This window comes from Pedococcus sp. NPDC057267, assembly GCF_042668795.1.
Classification (GTDB): domain Bacteria; phylum Actinomycetota; class Actinomycetes; order Actinomycetales; family Dermatophilaceae; genus Pedococcus.
In genome coordinates this window covers 1-24800 of sequence record NZ_JBHUYG010000002.1, presented here as the reverse complement: position 1 = coordinate 24800, position 24800 = coordinate 1, and the positions used below count along the sequence as shown (strand labels likewise).

Here is a 24800-nt window from a genome sequence, read left to right as displayed (position 1 = left end):
TCAGGCCTGGGCGGCCGCGACGTAGCGGTCGTAGCCCTCGGCCTCGAGGCGGTCGGCCAGCTCCGGGCCACCCTCCTCGACGACCTTGCCGTCGACGAACACGTGCACGAAGTCCGGCTTGATGTAGCGCAGGATCCGCGTGTAGTGCGTGATGAGCAGGACGCCCACGTCGGTGTTGTCCTTGGCGCGGTTGACGCCCTCGGAGACGATGCGCAGGGCGTCGACGTCGAGGCCGGAGTCCGTCTCGTCGAGCACCGCGATCTTCGGCTTCAGCAGCTCCATCTGGAGGATCTCGTGGCGCTTCTTCTCACCACCGGAGAAGCCCTCGTTGACGTTGCGCTCGGCGAACGCCTCGTCCATCCGCAGGTTGGCCATGGCGCCCTTGACGTCCTTGACCCAGGTGCGCAGCTTGGGAGCCTCGCCGTCGACCGCGGTCTTGGCGGTGCGCAGGAAGTTCGACACGGTGACGCCGGGGACCTCGACGGGGTACTGCATCGCGAGGAACAGGCCCGCGCGGGCGCGCTCGTCGACGCTCATCGCCAGGACGTCCTCGCCGTCGAGGGTGACGGTGCCGCCGGTGACGGTGTACTTGGGGTGACCGGCGATGGAGTACGCGAGGGTCGACTTGCCCGAGCCGTTGGGGCCCATGATCGCGTGGGTCTCCCCCGACTTCACCGTCAGGTCGACGCCGCGGAGGATCTCCTTGGTGCCGTTCTCGGTCTCGACCGTGACCTGCAGGTTGCGGATCTCAAGAGTGGACATGCGGTGTGTTCCTCGTTCTTCTTCTCGGGAGGCTCAGGCGTTCAGGGGGGTCGTGCCGACGAAGACCTCGTCGCCCTCGACCTTGACGGGGTAGACGTTCACCGGGACGGTCGCGGGCGGCCCCGACGGCTTGCCGGTGCGGACGTCGAAGCGCGAGCCGTGCAGCCAGCACTCGAGCGTGTGGTCGTCGAGCTCGCCCTCGGAGAGCGAGACGTTGGCGTGGCTGCAGGTGTCGTCGAGGGCGTAGACCTCGCCGGAGCGGGTCCGCACGATCGCCATGAGCTGGCCGTAGACGTCGGCTGCGGCCGCGCCGACGGCGGGCAGCTCGTCGACCCGGCAGACGCGCACGAAGTCGACGTCGTCGGACTCGGTGACCTCGGCGGCGCTGCTCACGCGGTGACCTCGGCGGACGGGGTGGCCGTCACCGGCGGGCGCTGGGTGCCGGCGAGCTCTGCGTCGATGACCTCCATGAGGTGGTCAGAGACCTCCGGCACGCCGATCCGGGCCACGATGCTGGCGAAGAAGCCGCGCACCACGAGCCGGCGGGCGACGTCCTCGGGGATGCCGCGCGCCTGCAGGTAGAACAGCTGCTCGTCGTCGAAGCGGCCGGTCGCCGACGCGTGGCCGGCCCCGACGATCTCGCCGGTCTCGATCTCGAGGTTCGGGACCGAGTCCGCGCGCGCCCCGTCGGTGAGGACGAGGTTGCGGTTGAGCTCGTACGTGTCGGTGCCCTCGGCGCTGGCGCGGATGAGGACGTCGCCCACCCAGACGGTGTGGGCGGTCTCGCCCTGCAGCGCGCCCTTGTACTCGACGTTGGAGTGGCAGTGCGGCGCCTCGTGGTCGACGAAGAGGCGGTGCTCCTGGTGCTGGCCCGCGTCGGCGAAGTAGACGCCGAGGCCCTCGAAGGACCCGCCCGGCCCGGCGTAGCGGGCGTTGGTGGAGACGCGCACGATCTTGCCGCCGAGGGTGACGACGATGTGCCGCAGCCGCGCGTCGCGCCCGATGAGCGCGTCGTTCTGCGTGACGTGCAGGGTGTCGTCGTCCCACTCCTGGACGGTGACGAACGTGAGGTCCGCCCCGTCGCCGACCTTGATCTCGACGGCGGCACCGCACTCCGCGGAGCCGCGGTGGGTGAGCACCACGGTCGCCTTGGAGTGGTGGCCGGCCTCGACGACCAGGTGGCCGTTGACCCGGGCCAGGTCGCGCGCCTCGACGGTGATGCGCACCGGCTCGGTCAGCTCGGCCTCGGCCGGGATGCTGACGCGAGTGGCCTTGGGCTCGCCGGCCCAGGCGATCGCGGCGGCACGGTCGGCGGGGACCAGCACCCCGGTCGACCGCGGCTCGACCCGGTCGGTGGTGACGCCCTCGGGCGCCTGGACGTCGAGGCTGAGCTTGTCGACCTCGGTCGCACCGGGCTGGAACAGCGAGGACAGGCGGTCGACCGGGGTGAACCGCCACTCCTCCTCGCGACCACCGGGGACGGCGAAGTCGTCGACCTCGTAGGACGTCTTGCGCTCGGCTCGCGACTGGTCGGGCACGAACGCCTCGGCGGAGTCGGTGTGGGCGCCGGAGGCGGGGTTCTTCTGGGCCAGCAGGCTCAACCCACTGCTCCTTCCATCTGAAGCTCGATCAGGCGGTTCAGCTCGAGGGCGTACTCCATGGGCAGCTCGCGCGCGATGGGCTCGACGAACCCGCGCACGATCATGGCCATGGCCTCCTCCTCGGTGAGGCCGCGGGACATCAGGTAGAACATCTGGTCCTCGGACACCTTCGAGACGGTCGCCTCGTGGCCCATGGTCACGTCGTCCTCGCGGATGTCGACGTACGGGTAGGTGTCCGAGCGGCTGATGGTGTCGACGAGGAGCGCGTCGCAGACCACCGAGCTCTTCGACCCGTGCGCGCCCTCGAGGATCTGCACGAGGCCGCGGTAGGACGTGCGGCCACCGCCGCGCGCCACCGACTTGCTCACGATGGTCGAGGAGGTGTTGGGGGCCGCGTGGACCATCTTGGAACCGGCGTCCTGGTGCTGGCCCTCGCCGGCGAACGCGATCGACAGGGTCTCGCCCTTGGCGTGCTCGCCGAGCAGGAAGACGGCTGGGTACTTCATCGTGACCTTGGAGCCGATGTTGCCGTCGATCCACTCCATCGTCGCGCCCTCGGCCGCGGTCGCCCGCTTGGTGACGAGGTTGTAGACGTTGTTCGACCAGTTCTGGATGGTCGTGTAGCGGACGCGGGCGTTCTTCTTCACGACGATCTCGACGACCGCGGAGTGCAGTGAGTCGGACTTGTAGATCGGCGCGGTGCAGCCCTCGACGTAGTGCACGTAGGAGCCCTCGTCGGCGATGATCAGCGTCCGCTCGAACTGGCCCATGTTCTCGGTGTTGATCCGGAAGTAGGCCTGCAGCGGGATGTCCACGTGCACGCCCGGCGGGACGTAGATGAACGAGCCACCGGACCACACGGCGGTGTTGAGCGCGGCGAACTTGTTGTCACCGGCGGGGATCACCGACGCGAAGTACTCGCGGAACAGGTCCTCGTGCTCGCGCAGGCCGGTGTCGGTGTCGACGAAGATGACGCCCTTCTCCTCCAGGTCCTCGCGGATCTGGTGGTAGACGACCTCGGACTCGTACTGGGCCGCGACGCCGGCGATGAGGCGCTGCTTCTCCGCCTCCGGGATGCCGAGCTTGTCGTAGGTGTTCTTGATGTCCTCGGGCAGCTCGTCCCAGGTGGTCGCCTGCTTCTCCGTGGACTTCACGAAGTACTTGATGTTCTGGAAGTCGATGCCGGTGAGGTCGCTGCCCCAGCTCGGCATGGGCTTCTTGTCGAACAGGCGCAGCGACTTCAGCCGCAGGTCGAGCATCCACTGCGGCTCGTTCTTGCGCGCCGAGATGTCGCGCACGACGTCCTCGTTGAGGCCACGGCGAGCCGAGGCGCCGGCCGTGTCGCTGTCGGCCCAGCCGTACTCGTAGCGCCCGAGGTCCTTCAGACCCGGGTTCAGCTCCTCGATGGTGCTCATCGTGAAGACCCTTCTGTTGAGGTGACTGCAGTCGGTCGGGTGGCAGCGGGGACTGCCGGGGTGGGGACGAAGGTGGTGCAGACGTGGTCGCCGTGGGCGAGCGTCGCCAGGCGCTGGACGTGGACTCCCAGCAGCCGCGAGAACGCATCAGTCTCAGCGTCGCAGAACTCAGGAAATTCCCGTGCCGCGTGCTGCACCGGGCAGTGCCCCTGGCAGAGCTGTATGCCGGTGAACGGGCTCGCGCTGCCAGGCTCCCCGACGGGCCGAGCCGTGGCTGCGAAGCCGTCGCGGGTGAGGGCGGCGACCAGGGCGTCGACCCGGGCCCCGGTGTCCTCGCCCGCCTCGGCGAGCTCGCCGGCATACCGCTGCTCGAGCTCGCCCACGCGCGCCTCGGCGAACCGGCGCACGGCACCGTCGCCGGCCTCGGCCGCGAGGAAGCGCAACGCCTGGGTGGCGAGGTGGTCGTAGTCGGACTCGAGGGCCTGGTGGCCGGCGTCGCTGAGCACGTACGCACGGGCCGGACGGCCGCGGCCACGGGTGGCGTGGGCCGACTCGCGCTCGGCGATGAGGCCGGCCTCGGCGAGGTTCTCGAGGTGGCGGCGGACGGCCGGTGCGGTGAGTCCGAGGTCCTCGGCCAGCGTCGCGGCGGTGATCGGGCCCCGCTCGCTGATCGCCTGCAGCACCCGGTCGCGCGTGCGCGACTCGAGCACCTGGGGGGCGACCGCGATATTCACAACACCGATGTTACGTAATTACCGAGGACGAGGGAAAGGAAGGCCACCCTTACCCGTGGGGCGGCTGGTCCAGCAGGCCACGGTCGCGGGCGACGGCGACCGCCTCGCCGCGGCCGGCCACGCCGAGCTTGGCCAGGATGTTGGAGACGTGCACGCTCGCGGTCTTGGCGCTGATGAACAGCTGCGTGCCGATCTGGCGGTTGCTGCGCCCGAGCGCGACGAGGGCGAGGATCTCGCGCTCCCGCGGGGTGAGCGCCTCGCCGTGGCGGCCGGCCGGCCTGGTGGCCGAGGACCCGCGCGCTCCCCCGCCGGCGCGGATCTCGGCCCGCAGCGGCTCCGCGCCGAGGTCGCGTGCGGTCTCGAGGGCCGCCTGCAGCACGGTCGACGCCTCGGGGTCGCCGACCGCCTGCAGCGCCGCGCCGAGCCGCGCCTGCGACCGGGCGGTCTCGTAGCGGTGGCCGTACGCCGTGAACGCGTCGACGGCGCGGCGCCAGGCAGCGACGAGCGCGTCGCTGTCCACCGCCTGCCCGCCCAGCCAGCGCAGCCGGAGCTCCTCGGCGCGGGCGCGCTCGATCCACGCCTGCGCCTCCGGCCCGTGCTGTCCCGGCGTCTCCGAGACGCGGGCCCACACCTGCTCCGCATCGTCCGCGGCAGTGCGCCCCCGCGCGAGCAGCTCGCCCCGCTCGGCGGTGGGCACGGTCGCGATGTGGCTCGCGATCTGGCCCAGCAGGAGGGCGCTGAGCCGGGTCTGCGCCTGGAAGTGGCGGTGCCAGACGTCGGTGAGGACCGCGACCGCGTCGTCGTGCACCGCGACGGCCGCGGCGAGGTCACCGAAGTAGCCGTACAGGTCGACCGCAGCGCCGCCGGCGAGAACCGCGACGAAGCCCTCCTCCGCCCACCACGGCCGGGTGGCCTGCACGAGGGCCGCGTCGGCCGGCGCCCCGCGGGCGGCGAGGAGGAACAGCCGGGCCGCCGCGAGCAGCGCACCGGCGGGCTGGGGCGGGTCCTCCTCGCTGGAGTCGAGGGCCGCGTCGGCCTCGGCCCAGCGACCCGCCTCGTAGGCGGCGACCCCGGAGAGCAGCCGGGCGTCGAAGGCGTAGGGGGCCCAGCCGAGGCCGGCCCGGCGCCCGGCCTCGGCACCCTGGCGGTAGACCTCGAGGGCCTGGTCGAGCCGGCCGGCCCTGTGGTGGAGCGACCCCAGGTGGTGCAGGGCGCGCACGAGCGCGGCGTCGCCGGCCCCGCCACCCGTCGCGATGATCCGCTCGAGCGTGGCCTGGCTGACCTCCGGGTCGCCCACCCGCTCGAGGACACGTGCCTCGACGACCCGCACCTCGTCGGCCACCTCGGGCACGCCCGCCGCGGTCGCGGTCTCGACCGCCTCGCGCGCTGCACCCACGGCCTCCTCGTCGCGTCCCCGGTCGACCAGCGCCTGCACCCGGGCGCCGAGGAGCCGGGCGCGGACCTGCGCGGCGCGCGCGTCCTCGGCGAGGCCGGGGTCCTCGAGCAGTCCCAGCCCTTCCTTGGTGGCGGCCAGCGTGTCGAGGGGGCTCTCGGTGAGCCGGGCGGTGGTCGCGAGGGCGGCGAGCAGCTCGGCCCGGCCGAGCGGGCCGGCCTCCGGGCTCCGGCGCTCCAGCCGCTCCTCGAGCAGCGCGAGCGCCTTGAGGGCCCGGCCCCGCGCGGTCGACGCGGCCGCGGCGCGCAGGACGAGACGGTCGGCGTCAGGGTGCCCGTCCGGCATCAGCGCCAGCGCGCGCTGGTAGTGGCGCCACGCCTCGTCCGGGCCGCCGACCGACATCGCGGCGTCGCCGGCGTTGATGCTGGCCGTCAGTGCGACCTCGCGGTCACCGGCCGCGGCGGCGTGCCGCGCCACGTCGGCCCAGGTGCCCAGCGAGGGGTCCGACCCCAGCGCCGCGGCGTAGCGCTCGTGGGCGCGCACGCGCTCGCCGGGCAGCAGGTCGTCGTAGACGGTCTCGGCGAGCAGGGCGTGCCGGAAGGCGTAGCCGCCGGTCTCGGTCGGCACCAGGACGTGCTGCTCGACCGCGTCGCGCAGGCCCTGGTCGAGCTCGGCCTCGTCGAGGCCGGCCACGGCGGCGAGCAGCAGGTGGTGCACCTGGCGGCCGGCGGCCGAGGCCATCCGGACGACGTGCTGGCCGTGCGGGCCCAGCTGGTCGAACCGCACGAGCAGGAGCCGGGACAGGTCCTCGGCGACTCCCTGGTGCCCGAGCGAGCTGGCGGCCACGAGCTCCTCGGCGAAGAAGGCGTTGCCCTCGGCGCGTTCCACGACGGCGCGGACCTGCCCCTCTGTCAGGGGCCGGGGCGCGATGCCGTGGACGAGCTCGCGGACCGCGGCGTCGGGCAGCGGCTCGAGCTCGAGCCGGTGCAGGTCACCCAGGCGGGACCAGTGGGCCAGGGTGGCGCGCAACGGGTGCCGCCGGTGCAGGTCGTCGCTGCGGTAGGACGCGACGACGGCGACGCGGCCGCTGAAGCCACGAGTGAAGAGCAGGGTCAGCAGGTCGCGGGAGGACTGGTCGGCCCAGTGGACGTCCTCGACCACGACGAGCACCGGACGCACCCGCGCGAGGTCCTCGAACGCGGCGTGCACGGCCTCGACGAGCTCGCCGCGGTCGATGGCCTCGTGTGCGGGTCCGGGGGACAGCTCGTCGGCCCGGCGCCGCCGGCTCGGGAACAGGCCGGCGAGGTGCGGGTGCGCGAGCAGCAGGCCCTCGACGGCCTCCGGCTCGTGCACCTCGAGACGGCCGAGCATCTCGCTGAACGGCAGGTACGGGAGCGCCTGGCCCGCCTCGCCGAGGCAGTGGCCCACCAGGACCGCCCACCCGGCTGCGCGGGCCCGGCCGGCGACCTCGGCCAGCAGCCGGGTCTTGCCGATCCCGGCGTCGCCGGAGAGCAGGACGAGCCCCGAGGCGCCGTCGCGGGGACCGAGGCCGACGAGGTCCGCGAGCCGCGCGGCATCCGCCTCGCGCCCCACGAACACTCCCCCGGCGGCACCGTCCAGACCCACGGCCCCGATTATGTCGGAGCGGCCCGACACGGTGCCGGAGGTCGCGGACACGCTCAGGCCGGTCGCGGGGTGGTGCGCCCATGGCGGTGCCCGGCGCGCACGCCCCGAAGGACCTCGCGCACGCGCCCGGCGTGGTGACGACCGGAGGCGGCACGACGGGCGCCGGCGCCGGCCATCATGCTCTCGCGGCGGTAGGCGATCTCGGCCTGGAGGAAGATCGGGTCTGCGGTGGTGCTCATGGTTCCTGCTCCTTCGGTGGTCCTTCTGTTGTGCTGACGGCTCCACGCTCGTCGGCTGAGGTGGGCCGCCACATGGGGCGGATGCCTTATCCCTGCGACGTGGCGCACGACGGGGGCCTTAGGCGCCCCCGTCGGCACCGGCTCAGGCCGGGCGTGGCGTCGGGTGCGCCGACCCGTGGCCGGGCCGCCGACGCCAGGGCAGGTGCCACCTCGCGGACGGGCGGCGACGGGGTGTGCGCGGGCGGGCGACGTTGGCGTGTCCCAGGGACTCCTGCTTCCACGCGAGCTCGGCGGCGATGGTGAGGGGGTGGGCGGTGAGGTTCATGGCACTCTCCTGTGGCTGGTGCCGCCCGGGTGGGCGACGCCGTCCACGCTCGGTCCCTGAGGCCCCCCGCCACATGGGGCGGATGCCCAGTCCTGTGGCGGCGGGGGGCCTCACGTGGCGCTCGTCACGGCACCCCCGCCCGGCGCGGGGAGGCCGGCGGGGCCGACCTAGACTCGAGGTCGTGCAGCCCGCCGTCTCCGTCACCGCCGTCGCCAAGCGCTACGGCTCGGTCCGCGCCCTCGACGGCGCCACGTGGACCGCCGCGTCCGGGCAGGTCACGGCAGTCCTGGGCCCCAACGGCGCGGGCAAGACCACCCTCGTGGAGTGCTGCGAGGGCCTGCGCCGGCCCGACTCCGGCGAGGTGCGGGTCCTCGGCACCGACCCGTGGCACGCCCCTGCCGCCCACCGCGCACGCGTCGGCGTCATGCTCCAGGACGGTGGCCTGCCGGGTTCGGCACGACCGGTGCGGCTGCTCCACCACCTGGCCCGGATGTACACCGCACCCGCCTCCGTCGCCGAGCTCACCGAGCGGCTCGGCATCGGCGGCTTCGCGGGCACCTCGGTGCGGCGCCTGTCCGGCGGCCAGCGCCAGCGGGTCGCCCTCGCCGCAGCCCTCGTCGGACGGCCCGAGGTCGCCTTCCTCGACGAGCCGAGCGCCGGTCTGGACCCCCACGCACGCCTCGACGTCTGGGAGCTGGTGCGCTCCGTCGCGGACGACGGTGCCGCCGTCGTGCTGACGACGCACTCCTTCGAGGAGGCCGAGCGGCTGGCCGACCGCGTCGTCATCGTGGCGGCCGGCCGCACCGTCGCCGAGGGCACCGTCGCCGAGGTCGCCGACGGCGAGACCCTCGAGCGCCGCTACTTCGACCTGACCCGGAGGGCCGCCGCGTGAGCGCCACCGCACCCAGCCCGGCCCTCACCGGGGGCAGCGAGGCCGCCCCTCCGCTGCAGCGCGTGCTGGCCCAGGCCCGGTTCGAGGCGGGGAGCCTGCTGCGCAACGGCGAGCAGCTCCTCGTGGCGATCGTCCTCCCGGTCGCCGTGCTGGTCGCCGTCGTGCACATGCGGGCGGTCTCGCTCGGCACCGGGCCCCGCGTGGACCTGGCCGTGCCCGGCGTGCTGGCCCTGTGCGTCATCTCCTCGGCGTTCACCGGGCAGGCCATCGCCACCGGCTTCGACCGCCGCTACGGCGTCCTGCGCCTGCTCGGCGTCACCCCGCTCGGGCGCACCGGGCTGCTCGCCGCCAAGGCCGTGGCCGTGCTCTCCGTGGTCGCGCTCCAGGTCGTCGTCGTGGGCGCCGTGGGCCTGGCCATGGGCTGGCAGCCGGCACTCGCCGGCATACCGGCTGCCGTGCTCACCACGCTGCTGGGCACCTGGGCGTTCGCCGCGCTCGCCCTGCTCCTCGGCGGCACCGTCCGTGCCGAGGGGGTGCTGGCGCTGGCGAACCTGCTCTGGATCGCGTTCCTGGGCCTCGGCGGCGTCGTGGTCGCCGGGTCCGAGCTGCCGGGCCGGTATGCCGGGGTCGTGCGCCTGCTGCCGTCGGCGGCGCTCGGCGACGGCCTGCGGGCCGCGCTGGCCCACGGCAGCGTCGACGCCGGCGCCTGGCTCGTGCTGCTCGTCTGGGCGGTCGCCGCGACCGCGCTCGCGCGCCGGCTGTTCCGCTGGAGCGACTGAACCCCGAGGGCGCGCCGGAACGCCGTCACGGTCGCCAGCAGGGCGAGCCCGCCCACCAGCCAGAACGGCTCGTAGACGCCCAGCGACCACCGCACCCCGTCGGGGACACCGCTCGTCCCGCCCGCGAAGACGGCGGTCGAGGCGACGTGCCCGAGCATCACGACGTACCCCAGCGTCGCCGGCCACACCAGCCAGGAGCGGGAGGCGAGCTTGGCGGCCCGCTGGTCGGGCCGCAGCAGCCACGACACGACCGCCCCGGCCAGGCACAGCGGGATCGCCAGCAGGTCGATGACGAACAGCGCTGTGCTGTCGAGCACGGAGACGCCGACCGGCAGCAGCGCCGTGCCGCCGAACCCCCAGTAGGTGTGGACCGCCCCGAACAGCAGCATCCACCCGGCACTCCCCCGCCACGCGTTCCTCAGCATGGGACCAGTCAGCCAGCCGCGGAGGGCGCGCACCATCAGGTGGACCCCCGAGCCGACCCCCAGCGGCCTCGGGGACGGCCCTGAGACGTACCCTCGTGGGGTGGCCACAGCAGCACCCGCACCGCCCCGCGCCCCCTCGGTGACGACCCCCGGGTCGGAGTGGCTCCCGCGCATCCTCATGCTCAACCTCGCCGTCGAGGTCCTCATCGTCGTCACCGGCGGCCTCGTCCGGCTCACCGGCAGCGGCCTGGGGTGCCCGACGTGGCCGCAGTGCGTCCCGGGCTCCTACACGCCCGTCCCGCACCAGGCCGAGGGCTACCACCGGTTCATCGAGTTCGGGAACCGCACGCTCACCAGCGTGGTCGGTGTCGTGGCCCTGCTGGCCGTGTACGCCGTGTGGCGCTGGAGCGGCCCCACCCGCACCCGCTGGTATGCCGTGTGGGAGCGCGGCGGCTCCCGGCGCGAGCTCATGGTGCCGGCACTCGTCGTCCTGGGCGGAGTCGTCGTGCAGGCCGTGCTGGGCGGCATCACCGTGCTCACCGGCCTGAGCCCCATCACCGTCTCGCTCCACTTCCTGGTGTCGATGGTGCTCGTGGCCAGCGCGGCCTACCTCGTCGCGCGCCGCCCGACCCCGACCGGTCCGCGGCCCCTCGTGGTGCACCCGCTCGTCGAGCGCCTCGCCTGGCTCACCTGCGCGGTCGGCGCGGTGGTGCTGGTGCTCGGCACCGTCGTGACGGGCAGCGGGCCGCACTCGGGCGACGCGAACGAACCGGCCCGGTTCGGCTTCGACCCGCGCACCGTCTCTTGGCTGCATGCCGACACTGTGATGCTCTTCGTGGGGCTCGTGCTGGCCGTGTGGCTGGCGGCGCGCCTCACCGGCACCGAGACGACCTCGGCCCGGGCCTGGCTGGCCGTGCTGGGCGTGACGGCCCTGCAGGGGGTCGTCGGGTACACGCAGTACTTCACCGGCCTGCCGTGGGGCGTCGTCCTCGCGCACATGCTGCTCGCCACCCTGCTGGTCGTGGCCCTCACTCGGGCCGTGGTGGCCCTCCGCGCGACGGAGGCCACTGCCCCGCAACATTAGGCAAGAGTTCTTTTGCCCTGCTCGTCCCACTCGGGGCACCCGGACCGCGCCTGGGCGCGATGGTGCTCGGCATGCTGCTGGTCGGCATCGGCGTCGTCGCCGGGAACGTCGTCCGCGGGGCCTGGCGCAACCGCTACGTCCCGGCCGACATGGTCGCCCGACAGGTCACGACGGCCCAGGTGGTCAACCTCGGCACCATGCCCGTCGCCGTGCTGGTCGCCGGCTGGCTCGGCTCGGCGATCGGGTTGCGCGAGACCATCGCCCTCATGGCCGGGTTGCACGTGCTGGCGTGCGCGTCGATGTGGTGGAGCCCGCTGCGGGGGCTGCGCGACATGCCCGAGCCGGGCCCCGACGCGCCGACGCCGGACGAGGTCAGCGGCCGGTGACCGAGAGGTAGAACAGCGGGTCGAGGGCGACGCCGAGGAAGAGGATCGCGACGTAGCTGATCGAGAAGTGGAACAGCCGCATCGGCTTCAGCACGGTGGGACCGGCGCCGGCCTTGGCGGCGCGCAGGAGGCGGTACGCCTCGGCCAGGAAGAGCCCGCCCGTCACGACCGCGGTCACGAGGTAGAGCCAGCCCATCGGGTTGACCCAGACGAGGGCGATCGAGGCCACGACCATCGCCCACGAGTAGGCCACGATCTGCCGTGCCACCACCACGAACCGCTCGACGACCGGCAGCATCGGCACGTGCGCCGCGGCGTAGTCATCCTTGAACTTCATCGACAGGGGCCAGTAGTGCGGCGGCGTCCAGAAGAAGATGACGAGGAAGAGCATCACGGCCGACCACGACACCGAGTTCGCGACCGCCGACCAGCCGATGAGGACCGGCATGCACCCGGCCGCACCGCCCCAGACGATGTTCTGCCGGGTCCGGCGCTTGAGCAACATCGTGTAGCCCACGGCATACATGACGATCGCCCCGAGGCTCAGCGCCGCCGACAGGACGTTGACGAACGCGAGGAACCACACCGTCGAGAGGACGGTGAGGACGACACCGAAGACGAGTCCCGCCCGCGGGGACACCTCGCCGGTGACCATCGGCCGGTTGCTGGTGCGGTGCATCTCCGCGTCGATGTCGCGGTCGTAGACGCAGTTGAAGGTGTTGGCCGCACCGGCGCTCAGCGCACCGCCGACCAGGGTGGCGACGATCAGCCACAGGGATGGAACTCCCTTGTGCGCCAGGAACATCACCGGCACCGTCGTCACGAGCAGCAGCTCGATGATGCGGGGCTTGGTGAGGGCCAGGTATGCCGCCGCCTTGCTGCGCTTCGCCGGCGCCGGGGACCCGGCGACCCGGGCGGTCGGATCGAGAGCGGTCACGGCGTCCTTCGCAGGAGGGGCAGGTCTGTCTGGCCGGGCCAGTCTAGCCCCGCTCCCCGTGCGCCCGACCCACGGGACTGGATGCGACGCACGTCACGGCCGGGACTAGTCTCGGACGCGTTGTCGTTGCCATCGGTGCAGCCGACAGTGCACCCAGCGTGAGGAGACCTCTCAGTGCCCACAGCAGCCCGCTCGTCCAAGTCCTCGGCCATCGCCGGCCGGAGCTCGTCGCTCAAGCGACCAGTCGCCCGGAAGGTGGGCTGGACGGACCTCGACGTACGGGCCGTCGACACCGCCCGCGTCCTCGCGGCGGACGCGGTGCAGAAGGTGGGCAACGGCCACCCGGGCACCGCGATGAGCCTCGCGCCTGCGGCATACCTGCTGTACCAGAACGTGATGCGGCACGACCCGAGTGACCCGCACTGGCTCGGCCGCGACCGGTTCGTCCTGTCGGCGGGCCACTCGAGCCTCACCCAGTACATCCAGCTGTACCTCTCCGGCTACGGCCTCGAGCTCGACGACCTCAAGGCCCTGCGGACCTGGGGCTCCAAGACCCCGGGCCACCCCGAGGTGCACCACACCGACGGCGTCGAGATCACGACCGGGCCGCTCGGCTCCGGCCTGGCCTCCGCGGTCGGCATGGCGTTCGCGCAGCGTCGCCAGCGGGGCCTGCTCGACCCCGAGGCGCGCCCGGGCACGAGCCCGTTCGACCACCACATCTGGGTGATCGCGTCCGACGGCGACATCATGGAGGGCGTCACCCACGAGGCCTCCGCCCTCGCCGGCCACCAGGAGCTCGGCAACCTCACGGTCATCTACGACCAGAACACGATCTCGATCGAGGACAAGACCGAGATCTCCTTCTCCGAGGACGTCGCAGCCCGCTACGAGGCGTACGGCTGGAACACCGTCACCATCGACTGGCGCGGCGACGGCTCCAGCGGCGGGTACGTCGAGAACGTCGACCAGCTCCACGGCGCCCTCGAGCGCAGCCGCACCTCGCGCCGGCCCACCCTCATCGTCCTGCGGACGATCATCGCGTGGCCGGCCCCGACCAAGCAGGACACCGGCAAGTCGCACGGCTCGGCCCTCGGCGCCGACGAGATCGCCGCGACCAAGGAGCTGCTCGGCTTCGACCCGAAGAAGACCTTCGAGGTGCCGCGGTCCCTGCTGTCGCACACCCGCAAGGTCGTCAAGCGCGGCCAGGCCGCGCGCAAGCAGTGGGACAAGGCGTATGCCGCGTGGCGTGAGGCCAACCCCGAGCGCGCCACCCTGCTCGACCGCCTCGTCGCGCACGAGCTGCCCGCCGGCTTCGACAAGAAGCTCCCGGTCTGGGAGGCGGACGCCAAGGGCGTCGCCACCCGCGCGGCCTCCGGCAAGGTCCTGGGCGCCCTCGCCGACGCCGTCCCGGAGCTGTGGGGCGGCTCGGCCGACCTCGCCGAGTCGAACAACACGACGATGGAGGGCCAGCCGTCCTTCATCCCGCGCGCCAAGCAGACCCGCGAGTGGAGCGGCGACCCCTACGGGCGCACCCTGCACTTCGGCATCCGTGAGTTCGGGATGGGCCTGATCCTCAACGGGATCGCCCTCGAGGGGCTCACCCGCCCCTACGGCGGCACGTTCCTCGTCTTCTCCGACTACATGCGCCCGGCCGTCCGCCTCGCCGCCATCCAGCGCGCGCCCGTCACCTTCGTGTGGACGCACGACTCGATCGGCCTCGGCGAGGACGGCCCGACCCACCAGCCGATCGAGCACCTCGCGGCGCTGCGGGCGATCCCGGACTTCGACGTGGTGCGCCCTGCCGACGCCAACGAGACCGCGGCCGCCTGGGTCGCGATCCTCAGGAACCGGCGGCCGGCGGGCCTGGCGCTCTCGCGCCAGCCGCTTCCGGTCGTGCCGCGCGGCGGCGCCGACGGTGCCGCCAGGGCGAGCAACGTGGCCAAGGGCGGGTACGTCCTCTACGAGGCGAGCACCGGCACCCCGGACGTGATCCTCGTGGCCACCGGCTCGGAGGTGCAGCTGGCCGTCGCCGCGCGCGAGAAGCTCGAGAAGTCCGGCATCGGGACCCGCGTGGTCTCCATGCCGTGTCGCGAGTGGTTCGACGAGCAGTCGGCCGCCTACCGCGAGAAGGTCCTGCCCGCCGCGGTGCGGGCCCGCGTGTCCGTCGAGGCAGGGGTGCCCCAGGGCTGGCGCGAGATCGTCGGCGATGCCGGCGAGATCGTCGCCATCGACCACTTCGGCGCCTCCGCCGACGCGGCGACGCTCTTCCGGGAGTTCGGGTTCACGCCCGAGACCGTGGTCGCCGCCGCCAAGAAGTCCCTCAAGACCGTCAAGGGAAAGTGAATTCCATGACCGAGAACGCAGCACTGAAGGCCCTCGCCGACAACGGCGTCTCCGTGTGGCTGGACGACCTCTCGCGGGACCGGATCGAGACCGGCAACCTGCAGGAGCTCATCGACACCAAGGGCGTCGTCGGCGTGACGACCAACCCGTCGATCTTCCAGGCCGCCCTCGCCAAGGGTGACCGCTACGACGCCGACCTGCGCAAGCACGCAGCCGCCGGCGACACCGTCGACCAGGCCGTCTTCGGCCTGACCACCGACGACGTGCGCAACGCCGCCGACATCCTGCGCCCCGTCTTCGACGCCACGCACGGCAAGGACGGCCGCGTGTCGATCGAGGTCGACCCGCGCCTGGCCCACGAGACCGCCAAGACGGTCGAGCAGGCCAAGGAGCTGTGGACCACCGTCGACCGCCCCAACGTGCTCATCAAGATCCCCGCCACCGTCGAGGGCCTCCCGGCCATCTCGCAGGTGCTCGCCGAGGGCATCAGCGTCAACGTCACGCTGATCTTCTCCCTCGACCGCTACCGGGGTGTCATGAACGCCTTCCTCACCGGCCTCGAGCAGGCCCGCGAGGCCGGCAGGGACCTGTCGAAGATCCACTCCGTCGCCTCGTTCTTCGTCTCGCGCGTCGACACCGAGATCGACAAGCGCCTCGACGCGATCGGCACCGACGAGGCCAAAGCCCTCAAGGGCCAGGCCGGTGTGGCGAACGCCCGGCTGGCGTACCAGGCGTACGAGGAGGTCTTCTCGACCCCGCGCTGGCAGAACCTCGCCGACGACGGCGCCAACGCGCAGCGTCCGCTGTGGGCATCCACCGGCGTGAAGAACCCCGACTACTCCGACACCCTCTACGTCACCGAGCTGGTCGCCCCCAACACGGTGAACACCATGCCGGAGAAGACGCTCGAGGCCGTCATCGACCACGGCGACATCCGCGGCGACGCGGTCACCGGGGCGTACGCCCAGGCGGGCGAGCTGCTCGACCACCTCGAGTCGCTCGGCATCTCCTACACCGACGTCACCGACGTGCTGGAGAAGGAGGGCGTCGAGAAGTTCGAGGTGTCCTGGCAGGAGCTGCTCGACGAGGCCCAGCACGACCTGGACCTCGCGCGCGCCGACGTCGACGCCGAGGGCGACAAGTGAGCGCACTCGGCGTCGTCGCCTCCGGCGCGGCCGCTGACGCGATCGCGGCGAAGGTGCCGGAGCTCGTCGAGGCGAAGTTCGCCAGCCACCTCTTCGCCCAGGACGCCACGCTCTGGGGCCCGGCCGCCGAGTCCGAGGCCGCGATCCGGCTGTCGTGGGTCAACCTCCCGCGCTCGTCGCGCCCGCTCATCGGTGAGGTGGCCGCCCTGCGCGACCAGCTCCGCGCCGAGGGCGTCGACCGGGTGGTCCTGTGCGGCATGGGCGGGTCCTCGCTCGCGCCCGAGGTGATCTGCGCGACGGCCGGGGTCGACCTGGTCGTCCTCGACTCCTCCCAGCCCGACATGGTCCGCGACGCGATCACCGACCTCGAGCGCACCGTCGTGGTGGTCTCGAGCAAGTCCGGCTCCACCGTCGAGACCGACTCCCAGCGGCGCGCCTTCCAGGCCGCGTTCTCGGAGAAGGGGATCGACCCGACCACCCGCATCGTCGTCGTGACCGACCCGGGCAGCCCGCTCGACGAGCAGTCGCGCGCCGACGGGTACCGCGTCGTCAACGCCGACCCCAACGTCGGCGGCCGCTACTCCGCCCTCACCGCCTTCGGCCTCGTGCCCTCCGGCCTCGCGGGCGTGGACATCGAGTCGCTGCTCGACGACGCAGAGGCCGTCGCCGACGTGCTCAGCGCCGACGACGACGCCAACCCGGGGCTGCGCCTCGGCGCGGCGATGGCGGGCACCGACCCGCTGCGCGACAAGCTCGTGCTCGTCGACGCCGGCTCGGGCATCGTCGGCTTCGCCGACTGGGCCGAGCAGCTCATCGCCGAGTCGACCGGCAAGCAGGGCACCGGCATACTCCCCGTCGTCGTCGGCGGCGAGGACGACCCGGAGGTCCGCCGGCCGGGAGCCGACGTCACCGTGGCCCGCCTCGTCGGCGAGGGCGACGACGACACCGACTCCCCCGGCGAGCCCGTCCACCCCGACCACTCGACCGTCGAGGTGAGCGGACCGCTGGGCGCGCAGCTGCTGCTGTGGGAGGTCGCGACGGCGGCCGCCGGGCGGCTGCTCGGCATCGACCCGTTCGACCAGCCCGACGTCGAGAGCGCCAAGAAGGCGGCTCGGACCCTGCTCGACCAGGGCATGGGTGCCGCTGACGAGCCGGCCGCCACCGACGGCGCGATCGAGATCCGCGCGCTCGGCGGTGACTGGCTCGGTGGCGCGACCACCGTGCCCGACGCCCTCGCCGCCCTGTTCGGGCAGCTCGACGCCGAGCACGGCTACGTGGCCGTCATGGCATACCTCGACCGCCTCGCCGACGCCGACCTCGCGTCGGTGCGCCCGGTCCTGGCCCGGCACACCGGCCGCCCCACCACGTTCGGCTGGGGCCCGCGGTTCCTGCACTCGACCGGCCAGTTCCACAAGGGTGGCCCGGCCACCGGCGTCTACCTCCAGGTGACGACCGAGCCGCACGAGGACCTCGCGGTCCCCGGCCGCGAGTTCAGCTTCGGCGACTTCGTGGCGGCCCAGGCCGCCGGCGACGCCCAGGTCCTGGCCGAGCACGGTCGCCCCGTGCTGCGCCTGCACCTCACCGACCACGACGCCGGCCTGGCCCAGCTCAGCGCCGCCCTGCGTGGCCTGCCCGCCGCCGAGGGGAACGCATGAGCCCGACGAGGGTGACGCAGGAGCAGAACCCGCTGCGCGACCCGCGCGACAAGCGGCTCCCCCGGATCGCCGGCCCCAGCGGCCTCGTGCTGTTCGGCGTGACCGGTGACCTCGCGCGCAAGAAGCTCATGCCGGCGATCTACGACCTGGCCAACCGCGGCCTGCTCCCGCCGGGCTTCGCGCTCGTCGGGTTCGCGCGTCGCGACTGGGCCGACCAGGACTTCGGCAAGATCGTCTACGACGCGGTGAAGGAGCACGCGCGGACGCCGTTCCGCGAGAGCGTGTGGCGCAACCTCGCCGAGGGGTTCCGGTTCGTGCCGGGCACGTTCGACGACCCCAACGCCTTCGACCTGCTCGCCGAGACGGTGAAGTCGCTGGAGGAGGAGCGTGGCACGGGGGGCAACCTCGCGTTCTACCTCTCCATCCCGCCGTCGTCGTTCTCCGTGGTCTGCGAGCAGCTCGAGCGCTCCGGCCTGAGCCGCCCGCAGGGCGACTCGTGGCGCCGGGTCGTCATCGAGAAGCCGTTCGGCCACGACCTCGAGAGCGCCCGCCAGCTCAACGAGATCGTCGAGAGCGTCTTCCCGCCGGACTCGGTCTTCCGGATCGACCACTACCTGGGCAAGGAGACGGTCCAGAACCTGCTGGCGCTGCGCTTCGCGAACCAGATGTTCGAGCCGGTCTGGAACGCCAACTACGTCGACCACGTGCAGATCACCATGGCCGAGGACATCGGCATCGGTGGCCGCGCGGGCTACTACGACGGCATCGGCGCCGCCCGTGACGTCATCCAGAACCACCTGCTGCAGCTCCTCGCGCTCACCGCGATGGAGGAGCCGGTGTCGTTCCAGGCCGACCACCTGCGCGCCGAGAAGGAGAAGGTCCTCTCGGCGGTCCGCCTGCCCGAGGACCTCGGGAGGGCCACCGCCCGCGGGCAGTACGCCGCGGGCTGGCAGGGTGGCGAGCAGGTCATCGGCTACCTCGACGAGGAGGGCGTCGCGCCGACCTCGCGCACCGAGACGTATGCCGCGATGAAGCTCGAGATCGACTCGCGCCGCTGGGCGGGCGTGCCCTTCTACCTGCGGACCGGCAAGCGGCTCGGCAAGCGCGTCACGGAGATCGCGGTCGTCTTCAAGAAGGCGCCGCACCTGCCGTTCGAGCACACCGCCACCGAGGAGCTCGGCCAGAACGCGATCGTCATCCGCGTGCAGCCCGACGAGGGCATCACCATGCGATTCGGCGCCAAGGTGCCGGGCGCGCAGATGGAGGTCCGCGACGTCACGATGGACTTCGGGTACGGTCGCTCGTTCACCGAGTCCAGCCCCGAGGCGTACGAGCGGCTCATCCTCGACGTGCTGCTCGGTGACCCGCCCCTCTTCCCCCGCCACGAGGAGGTCGAGCTGTCCTGGCAGATCCTCGACCCGGTGGAGCGCTACTGGGCCAAGCAGAAGGGTCCGGTCGAGCCCTACGCCGCCGGCGGCTGGGGCCCTGCCAGCGCCGACGAGATGATGAGCCGCGACGGCCGCGTCTGGAGGATGCCATGAGCACCCTGTCCAGTACTCCGCTCGTTCCTCACTCCGACACTGAACGGGGACCCCGGTGATCGTCGACCTGCCCAGCACCACCACGGTGGCGATCAGCAAGAAGCTGGTCGCCCTGCGCCAGGACACCGGGGCCATGGCCCTCGGCCGCGTCCTGACGCTGCTCATCGTCGTCGACGAGAAGGACGCCGAGGAGGCCATCGAGGCCGCGAACGACGCGAGCCGGCAGCACCCCTGCCGCATCATCGCGGTCGTCCTCGGCAACCGGCGCGGACAGTCCCGCATCGACGCCCAGATCCGGGTCGGCGGCGACGCCGGCGCGAGCGAGGTCGTCGTGCTGCGTCTGTACGGCGCGCTCACCCAGCACGGTCGCAGCGTCGTGATCCCGCTCCTGCTGCCGGACTCCCCCGTGGTCGCCTGGTGGCCCAAGGACGCCCCCACGGACGTCGCGGCCGACCCCATCGGTGCGATGGCCCAGCGGCGGATCACCGACGCCGCGGAGTCCAAGAACCCGCGGGCGACGCTCAAGAGCCGCGCGCGGACCTACACCAAGGGCGACACCGACCTGGCCTGGACCCGCATCACGCTGTGGCGCGGGCTGCTCGCCGCGGCTCTCGACCAGCCGCCGTTCGAGCCGGTCCTGGAGGCCACCGTCACCGGCGGCTCGGACTCCCCGTCGACGGACCTGCTGGCGGCATGGCTCGCGGAGACGCTCCACTGCCCCGTGCAGCGGGCGCGCACCCGTGCCGGCAGCGGCATGGTCAGCGTCCGCCTCGAGCGACGCAGCGGTCCCGTCGACCTCGTCCGCCCGGACGGCGTCGTCGCGACGCTGAGCCAGCCGGGACAGCCGGTGCGCAGGATCTCGCTGGCCCGCCGGGGCACGGCCGAGTGCCTCGCCGACGAGCTGCGTCGCCTCGACCCCGACGAGATCTACGAGGAGACGATCAGCAAGGGCCTGGCCCGGGTCGGCACCAAGTCGGTCACGGCCAGCGAGGCGGTCCGCGAGGGCGAGGCGCCCTCCGTCAAGGACGCCGAGCGTGAGTCCAGGCGGATCGCCCGGGCCAACCACCATGCCGGCAGCGCGCAGATGGTCAGCGCTCCCCCGCCCCCGGAGAAGGCCGACGACACCTCGGTGCGCAAGGCTGCCGAGCGCAAGCTCGCGTCCAAGCGCGAAGCCCGCTCCGAGGACGCCGCTCCGGCGACGAAGTCCGCCACGAAGGGTGCTGGGACGAAGGGCGCCGCGAAGAAGGCCAAGGGCACGACCACCAAGGCCGCGAAGGCGGGCAGCTCCTCGGGAGCTGCGTCGTGAGCGGTGCGCAGGCACGCGTCGTCGTGCACCCGTCCAAGCAGGCCTTGGCCGACGCGTCGGCCGCCAGGCTCGTGACCGCCCTCGTCGACGCGCAGTCCCGCGGGCGCGAGCCGCACGTGTCGCTCACCGGTGGGTCGATGGGCTCGGCGATCATCGCCTCGCTCGCGGCCCTCCCGGCTCGCGACGCGGTCGACTGGTCGACGGTCTCGATCTGGTGGGGCGACGAGCGCTACCTCCCCGCGGGCGACGCCGAGCGCAACGACACCCAGAACGACGACGCCGGGCTCAGCAGCCTCGGCCTGGACCCGCAGCGGGTCCACCGGGTCCCCGGGCCCGACGCCAGCGAGTCGGCGGAGCAGAGCGCCGAGGAGTATGCCGCGACCCTGCGTGCCGTCGGTGCCGGCGAGTTCGACGTCATGATCCTGGGCGTCGGCCCCGACGGCCACGTCGCGTCGCTCTTCCCGGGGCACCCCGCGCAGCAGGCAACCGGCGCCATCGCGGTCGCGGTGCACGAGTCGCCCAAGCCCCCGCCGGACCGGGTCTCGCTGACCTTCGAGTGCCTCAACCGGTCCGAGCGGGTGTGGTTCCTCGTCGCCGGGGCCGACAAGGCCGAGGCCGTGCGCAACGGCGTGGCCGGCGCGGCCCCGGACGAGTCGTCCGCGGCGCAGGTGCACGGCTCCGCCGAGACGCTGTGGCTCGTCGACGTCGATGCCGCCGCGGAGCTGCCCGGGCGCGACTGACCGCGTCCTCGTCCCGGCGCCGTCACCCCCGCTCGGGGAGCGGCGCCGGTTCCATGCCCGGCAGGTCCCCGGACGGCAGTGCCGGCACCTCGGCGGCCAGTCTGCGCAGGTAGCCGGAGAAGCCTCCCCCGACGACCCGCCCCGCGCTGCGGGACGACGTGGCCACGCGTGTCGTGTCGGTCGCGACCCAGCGGTGGCCGGCCGTGCGGACGGCCTCGACGAGCAGGACGTCCTCGTGCACCGGCTCGGGCGGGAAACCACCCGCTGCGAGGTAGGCGTCGGCCCGGACCCCAAGGTTGGCCCCGTGGACGTGCGGGTGCCCCTCGCCCAGCACGTGGCGGGCACGCCACCGACCGAACAGCCCGCCGGGCAGGTCCGTGGGCACGACGGTCCCGGTCACGAGGTCGGCCCCGGCCTCGGCGAGCTCGACCTGGCGCCAGAGCCACTGCGCCGGGACCGTGGTGTCGGCATCGGTGCAGGAGATCCACGTCGTGGACAGGGAGCCTGCGTGGACGTCCCCGAGGGCGGCCGACACGCCCGCAGCCCGGGCAGCCCCCACGACGCCGGTGTCGGACCACAACCCCCGCACGTGCCGACGCGCGGCCACGACCCCGGCCGTCCCGTCGGTGCAGCGGTCGAGGACGACGACCACGACGACCTCGACGTCGGGGCGCCGACGCCCGAGCGCGGTGCGCGCCGCGTCGACACTGTCGAGGCAGGCGGGCAGCAGCTCCTCCTCGTCGCGGGCCGGCACGACGACGACCACCCGGCTGACGGCGTGTGCCGCACCGGCGCAGTCGCCGCTCACGCCTTGCCCTCCCGGCGCGCGGGCGAGACCGTGCCGGGCGTCCCCAGGAGCTCCACGAGGAAGTCCTCCTCCTCGTGGCGCACCAGCACCTCGAGGTCGACGAGCGCCCGGAACGTGTCGTGGACGTCCTCACCGTCCAGCGGCCAGCCGTCCACGGGATGCCGCCAGTCGCACAGCAGCACGGTCCCGCCGGGTGCCAGTGACGAGGGCAGCAGGCGGGTCACCTCGGCGAGGTCCTCCGGCGTCCAGAAGTAGCCCACCTCGGACAGCACGACGAGGTCGAACTCCCCCTCGGGCCAGTCGCGGGGCACCCGGGCCCGGCGCAGCTGCACCCGTCCCTCCCACGGCGCCAGCCGCCCACGGGCCCGCCGCAGCGCCTCGGCGCTCACGTCGAGGGCGAGCACGGAGTCGGCCCGGGGCGCGAGCTCGGCCGTCAGCACCCCGGTCGAGCACCCCACCTCGAGCACCCGGCCCAGCCGCTCGGTGAGAGGGGCGGCGAGCGTGGCCGCCCGCTTGCGGCGCTCGTACCACGACGAGTCGACGTCCCACGGGTCATCGCTGGACGCGAACATCCCGTCGAACACGGCGTCGCGCGGGTCGGCGGGACCGGCCGTGTCTTCGTGCCGCAGGTAGGTCTCGAAGGGCCGGTCGAAGTGCGCCAGCACGTGCGGCCCGAGCAGCACCTCGTCGCCCGGCTCGTCCGACAGAGGCGCGGTCTGCGAGGCGTGCAGGTCCAGGGCGGCCCGTCGTGCCGCCACCTGCTCCGGCGACAGGTCGACGGCGAGGACCTCGTCCCACGGCGCACGCTCCGGCATCCCCCAGTGCCACAGCCAGACGGGGTACTCCAGCAGCTGCGCACCTGCGCCGGCTGCAGCCTCCACCGCGGCCCGTCCGGCTGCCTCGTGGTCGCAGTGGCCGTCGTGGCGCCACGGCGCCAGGACCAGCGTCGCCGGCCCCGTCACGAGACGCGACAGGGTCGTAGCCAGCACGTCCGCGTGGTCCTCCAGGCGACCGTCCGGGAGCCGGAGCAGCTCGACCGTCGCATCCGCGGCGACCACCGCGACGGCGCGGCGGACCTCGTCCTCGCGCCGTGCGGCGAGCTCCTCGGGCGTGTGGGTGGGCGACGCCGGGTGCGAGCCCTCCCCGAGGGTGGCGACGACGACGGTGACCGGCACGGCGGAAGCGGACGCGGCGGCCACCAGTCCTGCGCAGCCGAGCGTCTCGTCGTCGGGGTGGGCGGCCAGCACGACGACGTGGTCCACTCCCGCGAGCACCTGCACGGGCGTGGCACGGTCCACCTCGACCCACTGCGGGGCGCCCAGCCACTGCGACTCGGCCGTCCCCGGCTCCCGGTGGTCGAACACCGGCGCCGCCGTCCGCGGTGGCCGGGGCGCGGTCACGGCGCTCCCCCGCCGTCCAGCAGCGACTTCCCCAGGACCGCCTGGTCGCGCTCCGCGTGGTGCTGGCGCACGTACACCTGCAGGTCCGCCACCCGTCGCGCGTGCTCCTCGTCCCCCGTCAGGGGCCCCGGCCCCAGGGCGTGGGCGGCATGCGCGAGGACGCGCTCCACCGCTTCGGCGACCACGCCGCGCACCCGCAGGGCCAGCAGGGCCCCCTGCGCCCCTTCGGCGTCCCCCGCATCCACCAGGCTCGCCGCCTCGAGCAGCGACGATCGCGCCGCGTGCAGCGCGCCGTCGACGGCCCCGAGGTGCATGAGCGCCACCTGGTCCGGCGGCCTGGTGCGGGCCGCGGCCACCATCGCCCGCGCGAGCCCGACCGCCCCGCCGTACCAGCACGCCGCCACACCGATCCCGCCCCAGGCGAACCCGGGTCGGGTCAGGTACCAGTCGTCCTCGCCCACCGGCACCGCCGGCACGCCGTCGAACCGCGTCGCGAGGCTGGGGACGTCGCGCAGCCCACGGGAGGCCCAGGTCCCGCCCCCACCCGTCACGCCGGGAGCACGCAGCTCGACCGCGAACGCCCGACGCGACCCCGGACCGGTGTGGGCCGTGACGACCGCGTGGCTGAGGCGGTCCGCCAGCGAGCACCAGGGCTTGACCCCCTCGAGCCGCCAGGTCCCGTCCCCGCCGCGCGTGGCGGACAGCCGCAGCCCCGGGCCCTCGGCGGCGAAGACGCCCCACGTCGCGTCCTGCGGCGCGGCGGAGCGGTCCACGCCGGCCTGGCGCAGGATGGCCAGGGCGTCCAGGTGCGGCTCGACCACCCGGGCTGTGGTGAGGTCCACCGCACCCAGGGTCGCCAGCACCGACCACAGCTCGCCGGTCCGCCCCTCGCCGGGCCCGGGCAGGACCGCCCCGAGCCCGCGCGCCAGGTCCAGCGACTGCCCGACGTCCCCGGCGGCACCGCCGGCCCGCGTCAGCAGCGCGCCGACCTCGGGCGCGATCGCGGCACCGTCGTCCCCGCCCCGGTCGGCGCCGTCGCGCGCGGCACCGGCCCGCGCGAGGAGCACGGGGACGACGGCCGCGCCGCCCGTGGCCGTCGGGTGGGGTCTCAGGGGGGTCGGGGAGGGCACCACCCCACCCCATCACGCCGGCCACGAACACGCAGGTCAGGCCGGGTGCGGCACCCCACGGAACCGGCGTGGGACGACGACGGCACGCGACGGCGGCGACACACGACGGCGCCCCCGGGACCGTGGTCCCGGGG

22 protein-coding genes are annotated in these 24800 nt (G+C 73.5%); 10 read left to right on the top strand and 12 right to left on the bottom strand.

The window, feature by feature from the left end:
* The 8 genes from sufC to ACFUC1_RS00775 all read right to left on the bottom strand — a co-directional run bounded on the left by sufC (position 1) and on the right by ACFUC1_RS00775 (position 8095).
* On the bottom strand, positions 1 to 762 hold the full coding sequence (gene sufC / locus ACFUC1_RS00810) for a Fe-S cluster assembly ATPase SufC (RefSeq protein ID WP_379115982.1): 762 nt from the start codon (positions 760 to 762) through the stop codon (positions 1 to 3).
* A 33-nt stretch (positions 763 to 795) separates the two neighbouring features.
* Entirely contained in the window at positions 796 to 1155 is a 360-nt protein-coding gene (locus tag ACFUC1_RS00805) for a non-heme iron oxygenase ferredoxin subunit (protein ID WP_379115981.1), read from the bottom strand.
* Positions 1152 to 2363: a Fe-S cluster assembly protein SufD gene (sufD, locus tag ACFUC1_RS00800; RefSeq protein WP_379115980.1), complete on the bottom strand. Its 1212-nt coding sequence runs from the start codon at positions 2361 to 2363 to the stop codon at positions 1152 to 1154. The genes ACFUC1_RS00805 and sufD overlap by 4 nt, the downstream gene beginning before the upstream one ends.
* A complete protein-coding gene (gene sufB / locus ACFUC1_RS00795; protein WP_316009103.1) occupies positions 2360 to 3778 on the bottom strand; it encodes a Fe-S cluster assembly protein SufB in 1419 nt (472 codons plus the stop codon). The genes sufD and sufB overlap by 4 nt, the downstream gene beginning before the upstream one ends.
* Positions 3775 to 4512 carry a helix-turn-helix transcriptional regulator gene (locus ACFUC1_RS00790; RefSeq protein ID WP_379115979.1) on the bottom strand — a complete coding sequence of 246 codons (738 nt, stop codon included), beginning with the start codon at positions 4510 to 4512 and terminating at the stop codon, positions 3775 to 3777. Before ACFUC1_RS00790 ends, sufB begins: the two co-directional genes overlap by 4 nt.
* 49 nt (positions 4513 to 4561) lie before the next feature.
* Positions 4562 to 7531 carry an AAA family ATPase gene (locus ACFUC1_RS00785; protein WP_379115978.1) on the bottom strand — a complete coding sequence of 990 codons (2970 nt, stop codon included), beginning with the start codon at positions 7529 to 7531 and terminating at the stop codon, positions 4562 to 4564.
* Positions 7532 to 7584: 53 nt separating this feature from the next.
* Positions 7585 to 7770 (bottom strand): hypothetical protein, encoded by a 186-nt coding sequence (locus ACFUC1_RS00780; protein WP_379115977.1) that lies wholly within the window; start codon positions 7768 to 7770, stop codon positions 7585 to 7587.
* Positions 7771 to 7912: 142 nt separating this feature from the next.
* A complete protein-coding gene (locus ACFUC1_RS00775; RefSeq protein ID WP_379115976.1) occupies positions 7913 to 8095 on the bottom strand; it encodes a hypothetical protein in 183 nt (60 codons plus the stop codon).
* 181 nt (positions 8096 to 8276) lie between these two features.
* Here ACFUC1_RS00775 and ACFUC1_RS00770 point away from each other — a divergent pair, with 181 nt between their 5' ends.
* The 4 genes from ACFUC1_RS00770 (at position 8277) to ACFUC1_RS00755 (ending at position 11661) form a co-directional block, all read left to right on the top strand.
* Positions 8277 to 8987, top strand: coding sequence for an ABC transporter ATP-binding protein (locus ACFUC1_RS00770; RefSeq protein ID WP_379115975.1), 711 nt, complete (start codon positions 8277 to 8279; stop codon positions 8985 to 8987).
* Entirely contained in the window at positions 8984 to 9766 is a 783-nt protein-coding gene (locus tag ACFUC1_RS00765) for an ABC transporter permease (protein ID WP_379115974.1), read from the top strand. The genes ACFUC1_RS00770 and ACFUC1_RS00765 overlap by 4 nt, the downstream gene beginning before the upstream one ends.
* 525 nt (positions 9767 to 10291) lie before the next feature.
* Positions 10292 to 11275, top strand: coding sequence for a heme A synthase (locus tag ACFUC1_RS00760; RefSeq protein ID WP_379115973.1), 984 nt, complete (start codon positions 10292 to 10294; stop codon positions 11273 to 11275).
* A 71-nt stretch (positions 11276 to 11346) separates the two neighbouring features.
* Complete coding sequence (locus tag ACFUC1_RS00755) at positions 11347 to 11661, top strand: hypothetical protein (RefSeq protein ID WP_379115972.1); 315 nt, start codon at positions 11347 to 11349, stop codon at positions 11659 to 11661.
* On the opposite strand, the gene ACFUC1_RS00750 is transcribed toward ACFUC1_RS00755, so the two are convergent.
* Positions 11648 to 12598, bottom strand: a complete 951-nt coding sequence (locus ACFUC1_RS00750; RefSeq protein ID WP_379115971.1) for a heme o synthase — start codon at positions 12596 to 12598, stop codon at positions 11648 to 11650. The genes ACFUC1_RS00755 and ACFUC1_RS00750 overlap by 14 nt on opposite strands.
* Positions 12599 to 12772: 174 nt before the next feature.
* On the opposite strand from ACFUC1_RS00750, the gene tkt reads away from it, so the two are divergent.
* Genes tkt through pgl form a run of 6 tightly spaced genes read left to right on the top strand, consistent with a single transcriptional unit; the run spans position 12773 to position 21328 of the window.
* Positions 12773 to 14941 carry a transketolase gene (gene tkt, locus ACFUC1_RS00745; RefSeq protein WP_379115970.1) on the top strand — a complete coding sequence of 723 codons (2169 nt, stop codon included), beginning with the start codon at positions 12773 to 12775 and terminating at the stop codon, positions 14939 to 14941.
* A 5-nt stretch (positions 14942 to 14946) separates the two neighbouring features.
* The gene (gene tal / locus ACFUC1_RS00740) at positions 14947 to 16086 is read left to right on the top strand and encodes a transaldolase (RefSeq protein ID WP_379115969.1); all 1140 of its coding nucleotides are present in this window, start codon (positions 14947 to 14949) and stop codon (positions 16084 to 16086) included.
* On the top strand, positions 16083 to 17741 hold the full coding sequence (locus ACFUC1_RS00735; RefSeq protein ID WP_379115968.1) for a glucose-6-phosphate isomerase: 1659 nt from the start codon (positions 16083 to 16085) through the stop codon (positions 17739 to 17741). Before tal ends, ACFUC1_RS00735 begins: the two co-directional genes overlap by 4 nt.
* Positions 17738 to 19282 (top strand): glucose-6-phosphate dehydrogenase, encoded by a 1545-nt coding sequence (zwf, locus tag ACFUC1_RS00730; RefSeq protein WP_379115967.1) that lies wholly within the window; start codon positions 17738 to 17740, stop codon positions 19280 to 19282. Before ACFUC1_RS00735 ends, zwf begins: the two co-directional genes overlap by 4 nt.
* Positions 19283 to 19337: 55 nt before the next feature.
* On the top strand, positions 19338 to 20588 hold the full coding sequence (opcA, locus tag ACFUC1_RS00725) for a glucose-6-phosphate dehydrogenase assembly protein OpcA (RefSeq protein WP_379115966.1): 1251 nt from the start codon (positions 19338 to 19340) through the stop codon (positions 20586 to 20588).
* A complete protein-coding gene (gene pgl, locus ACFUC1_RS00720; RefSeq protein ID WP_379115965.1) occupies positions 20585 to 21328 on the top strand; it encodes a 6-phosphogluconolactonase in 744 nt (247 codons plus the stop codon). The genes opcA and pgl overlap by 4 nt, the downstream gene beginning before the upstream one ends.
* A gap of 22 nt (positions 21329 to 21350) precedes the next feature.
* Here pgl and ACFUC1_RS00715 read toward each other — a convergent pair whose 3' ends face one another.
* The 3 genes from ACFUC1_RS00715 to ACFUC1_RS00705 are packed head-to-tail and all read right to left on the bottom strand — an operon-like array spanning position 21351 to position 24666.
* A complete protein-coding gene (locus ACFUC1_RS00715; protein WP_379115964.1) occupies positions 21351 to 22136 on the bottom strand; it encodes a glycosyltransferase in 786 nt (261 codons plus the stop codon).
* A complete protein-coding gene (locus tag ACFUC1_RS00710) occupies positions 22133 to 23536 on the bottom strand; it encodes a PIG-L family deacetylase (protein WP_379115963.1) in 1404 nt (467 codons plus the stop codon). Before ACFUC1_RS00710 ends, ACFUC1_RS00715 begins: the two co-directional genes overlap by 4 nt.
* On the bottom strand, positions 23533 to 24666 hold the full coding sequence (locus ACFUC1_RS00705; RefSeq protein ID WP_379115962.1) for an acyl-CoA dehydrogenase family protein: 1134 nt from the start codon (positions 24664 to 24666) through the stop codon (positions 23533 to 23535). The genes ACFUC1_RS00710 and ACFUC1_RS00705 overlap by 4 nt, the downstream gene beginning before the upstream one ends.
* Positions 24667 to 24800 lie beyond the last annotated feature (134 nt).

Excerpts from the sequence above, each read along its gene's own strand:
- sufC (WP_379115982.1), bottom strand. The coding sequence starts at position 762 with ATGTCCACTCTTGAGATCCGCAACCTGCAGGTCACGGTCGAGACCGAG.
- sufB (WP_316009103.1), bottom strand. The coding sequence starts at position 3,778 with ATGAGCACCATCGAGGAGCTGAACCCGGGTCTGAAGGACCTCGGGCGC.
- ACFUC1_RS00780 (WP_379115977.1), bottom strand. The coding sequence starts at position 7,770 with ATGAGCACCACCGCAGACCCGATCTTCCTCCAGGCCGAGATCGCCTAC.
- ACFUC1_RS00775 (WP_379115976.1), bottom strand. The coding sequence starts at position 8,095 with ATGAACCTCACCGCCCACCCCCTCACCATCGCCGCCGAGCTCGCGTGG.
- ACFUC1_RS00755 (WP_379115972.1), top strand. The coding sequence starts at position 11,347 with ATGCTGCTGGTCGGCATCGGCGTCGTCGCCGGGAACGTCGTCCGCGGG.
- tal (WP_379115969.1), top strand. The coding sequence starts at position 14,947 with ATGACCGAGAACGCAGCACTGAAGGCCCTCGCCGACAACGGCGTCTCC.
- zwf (WP_379115967.1), top strand. The coding sequence starts at position 17,738 with ATGAGCCCGACGAGGGTGACGCAGGAGCAGAACCCGCTGCGCGACCCG.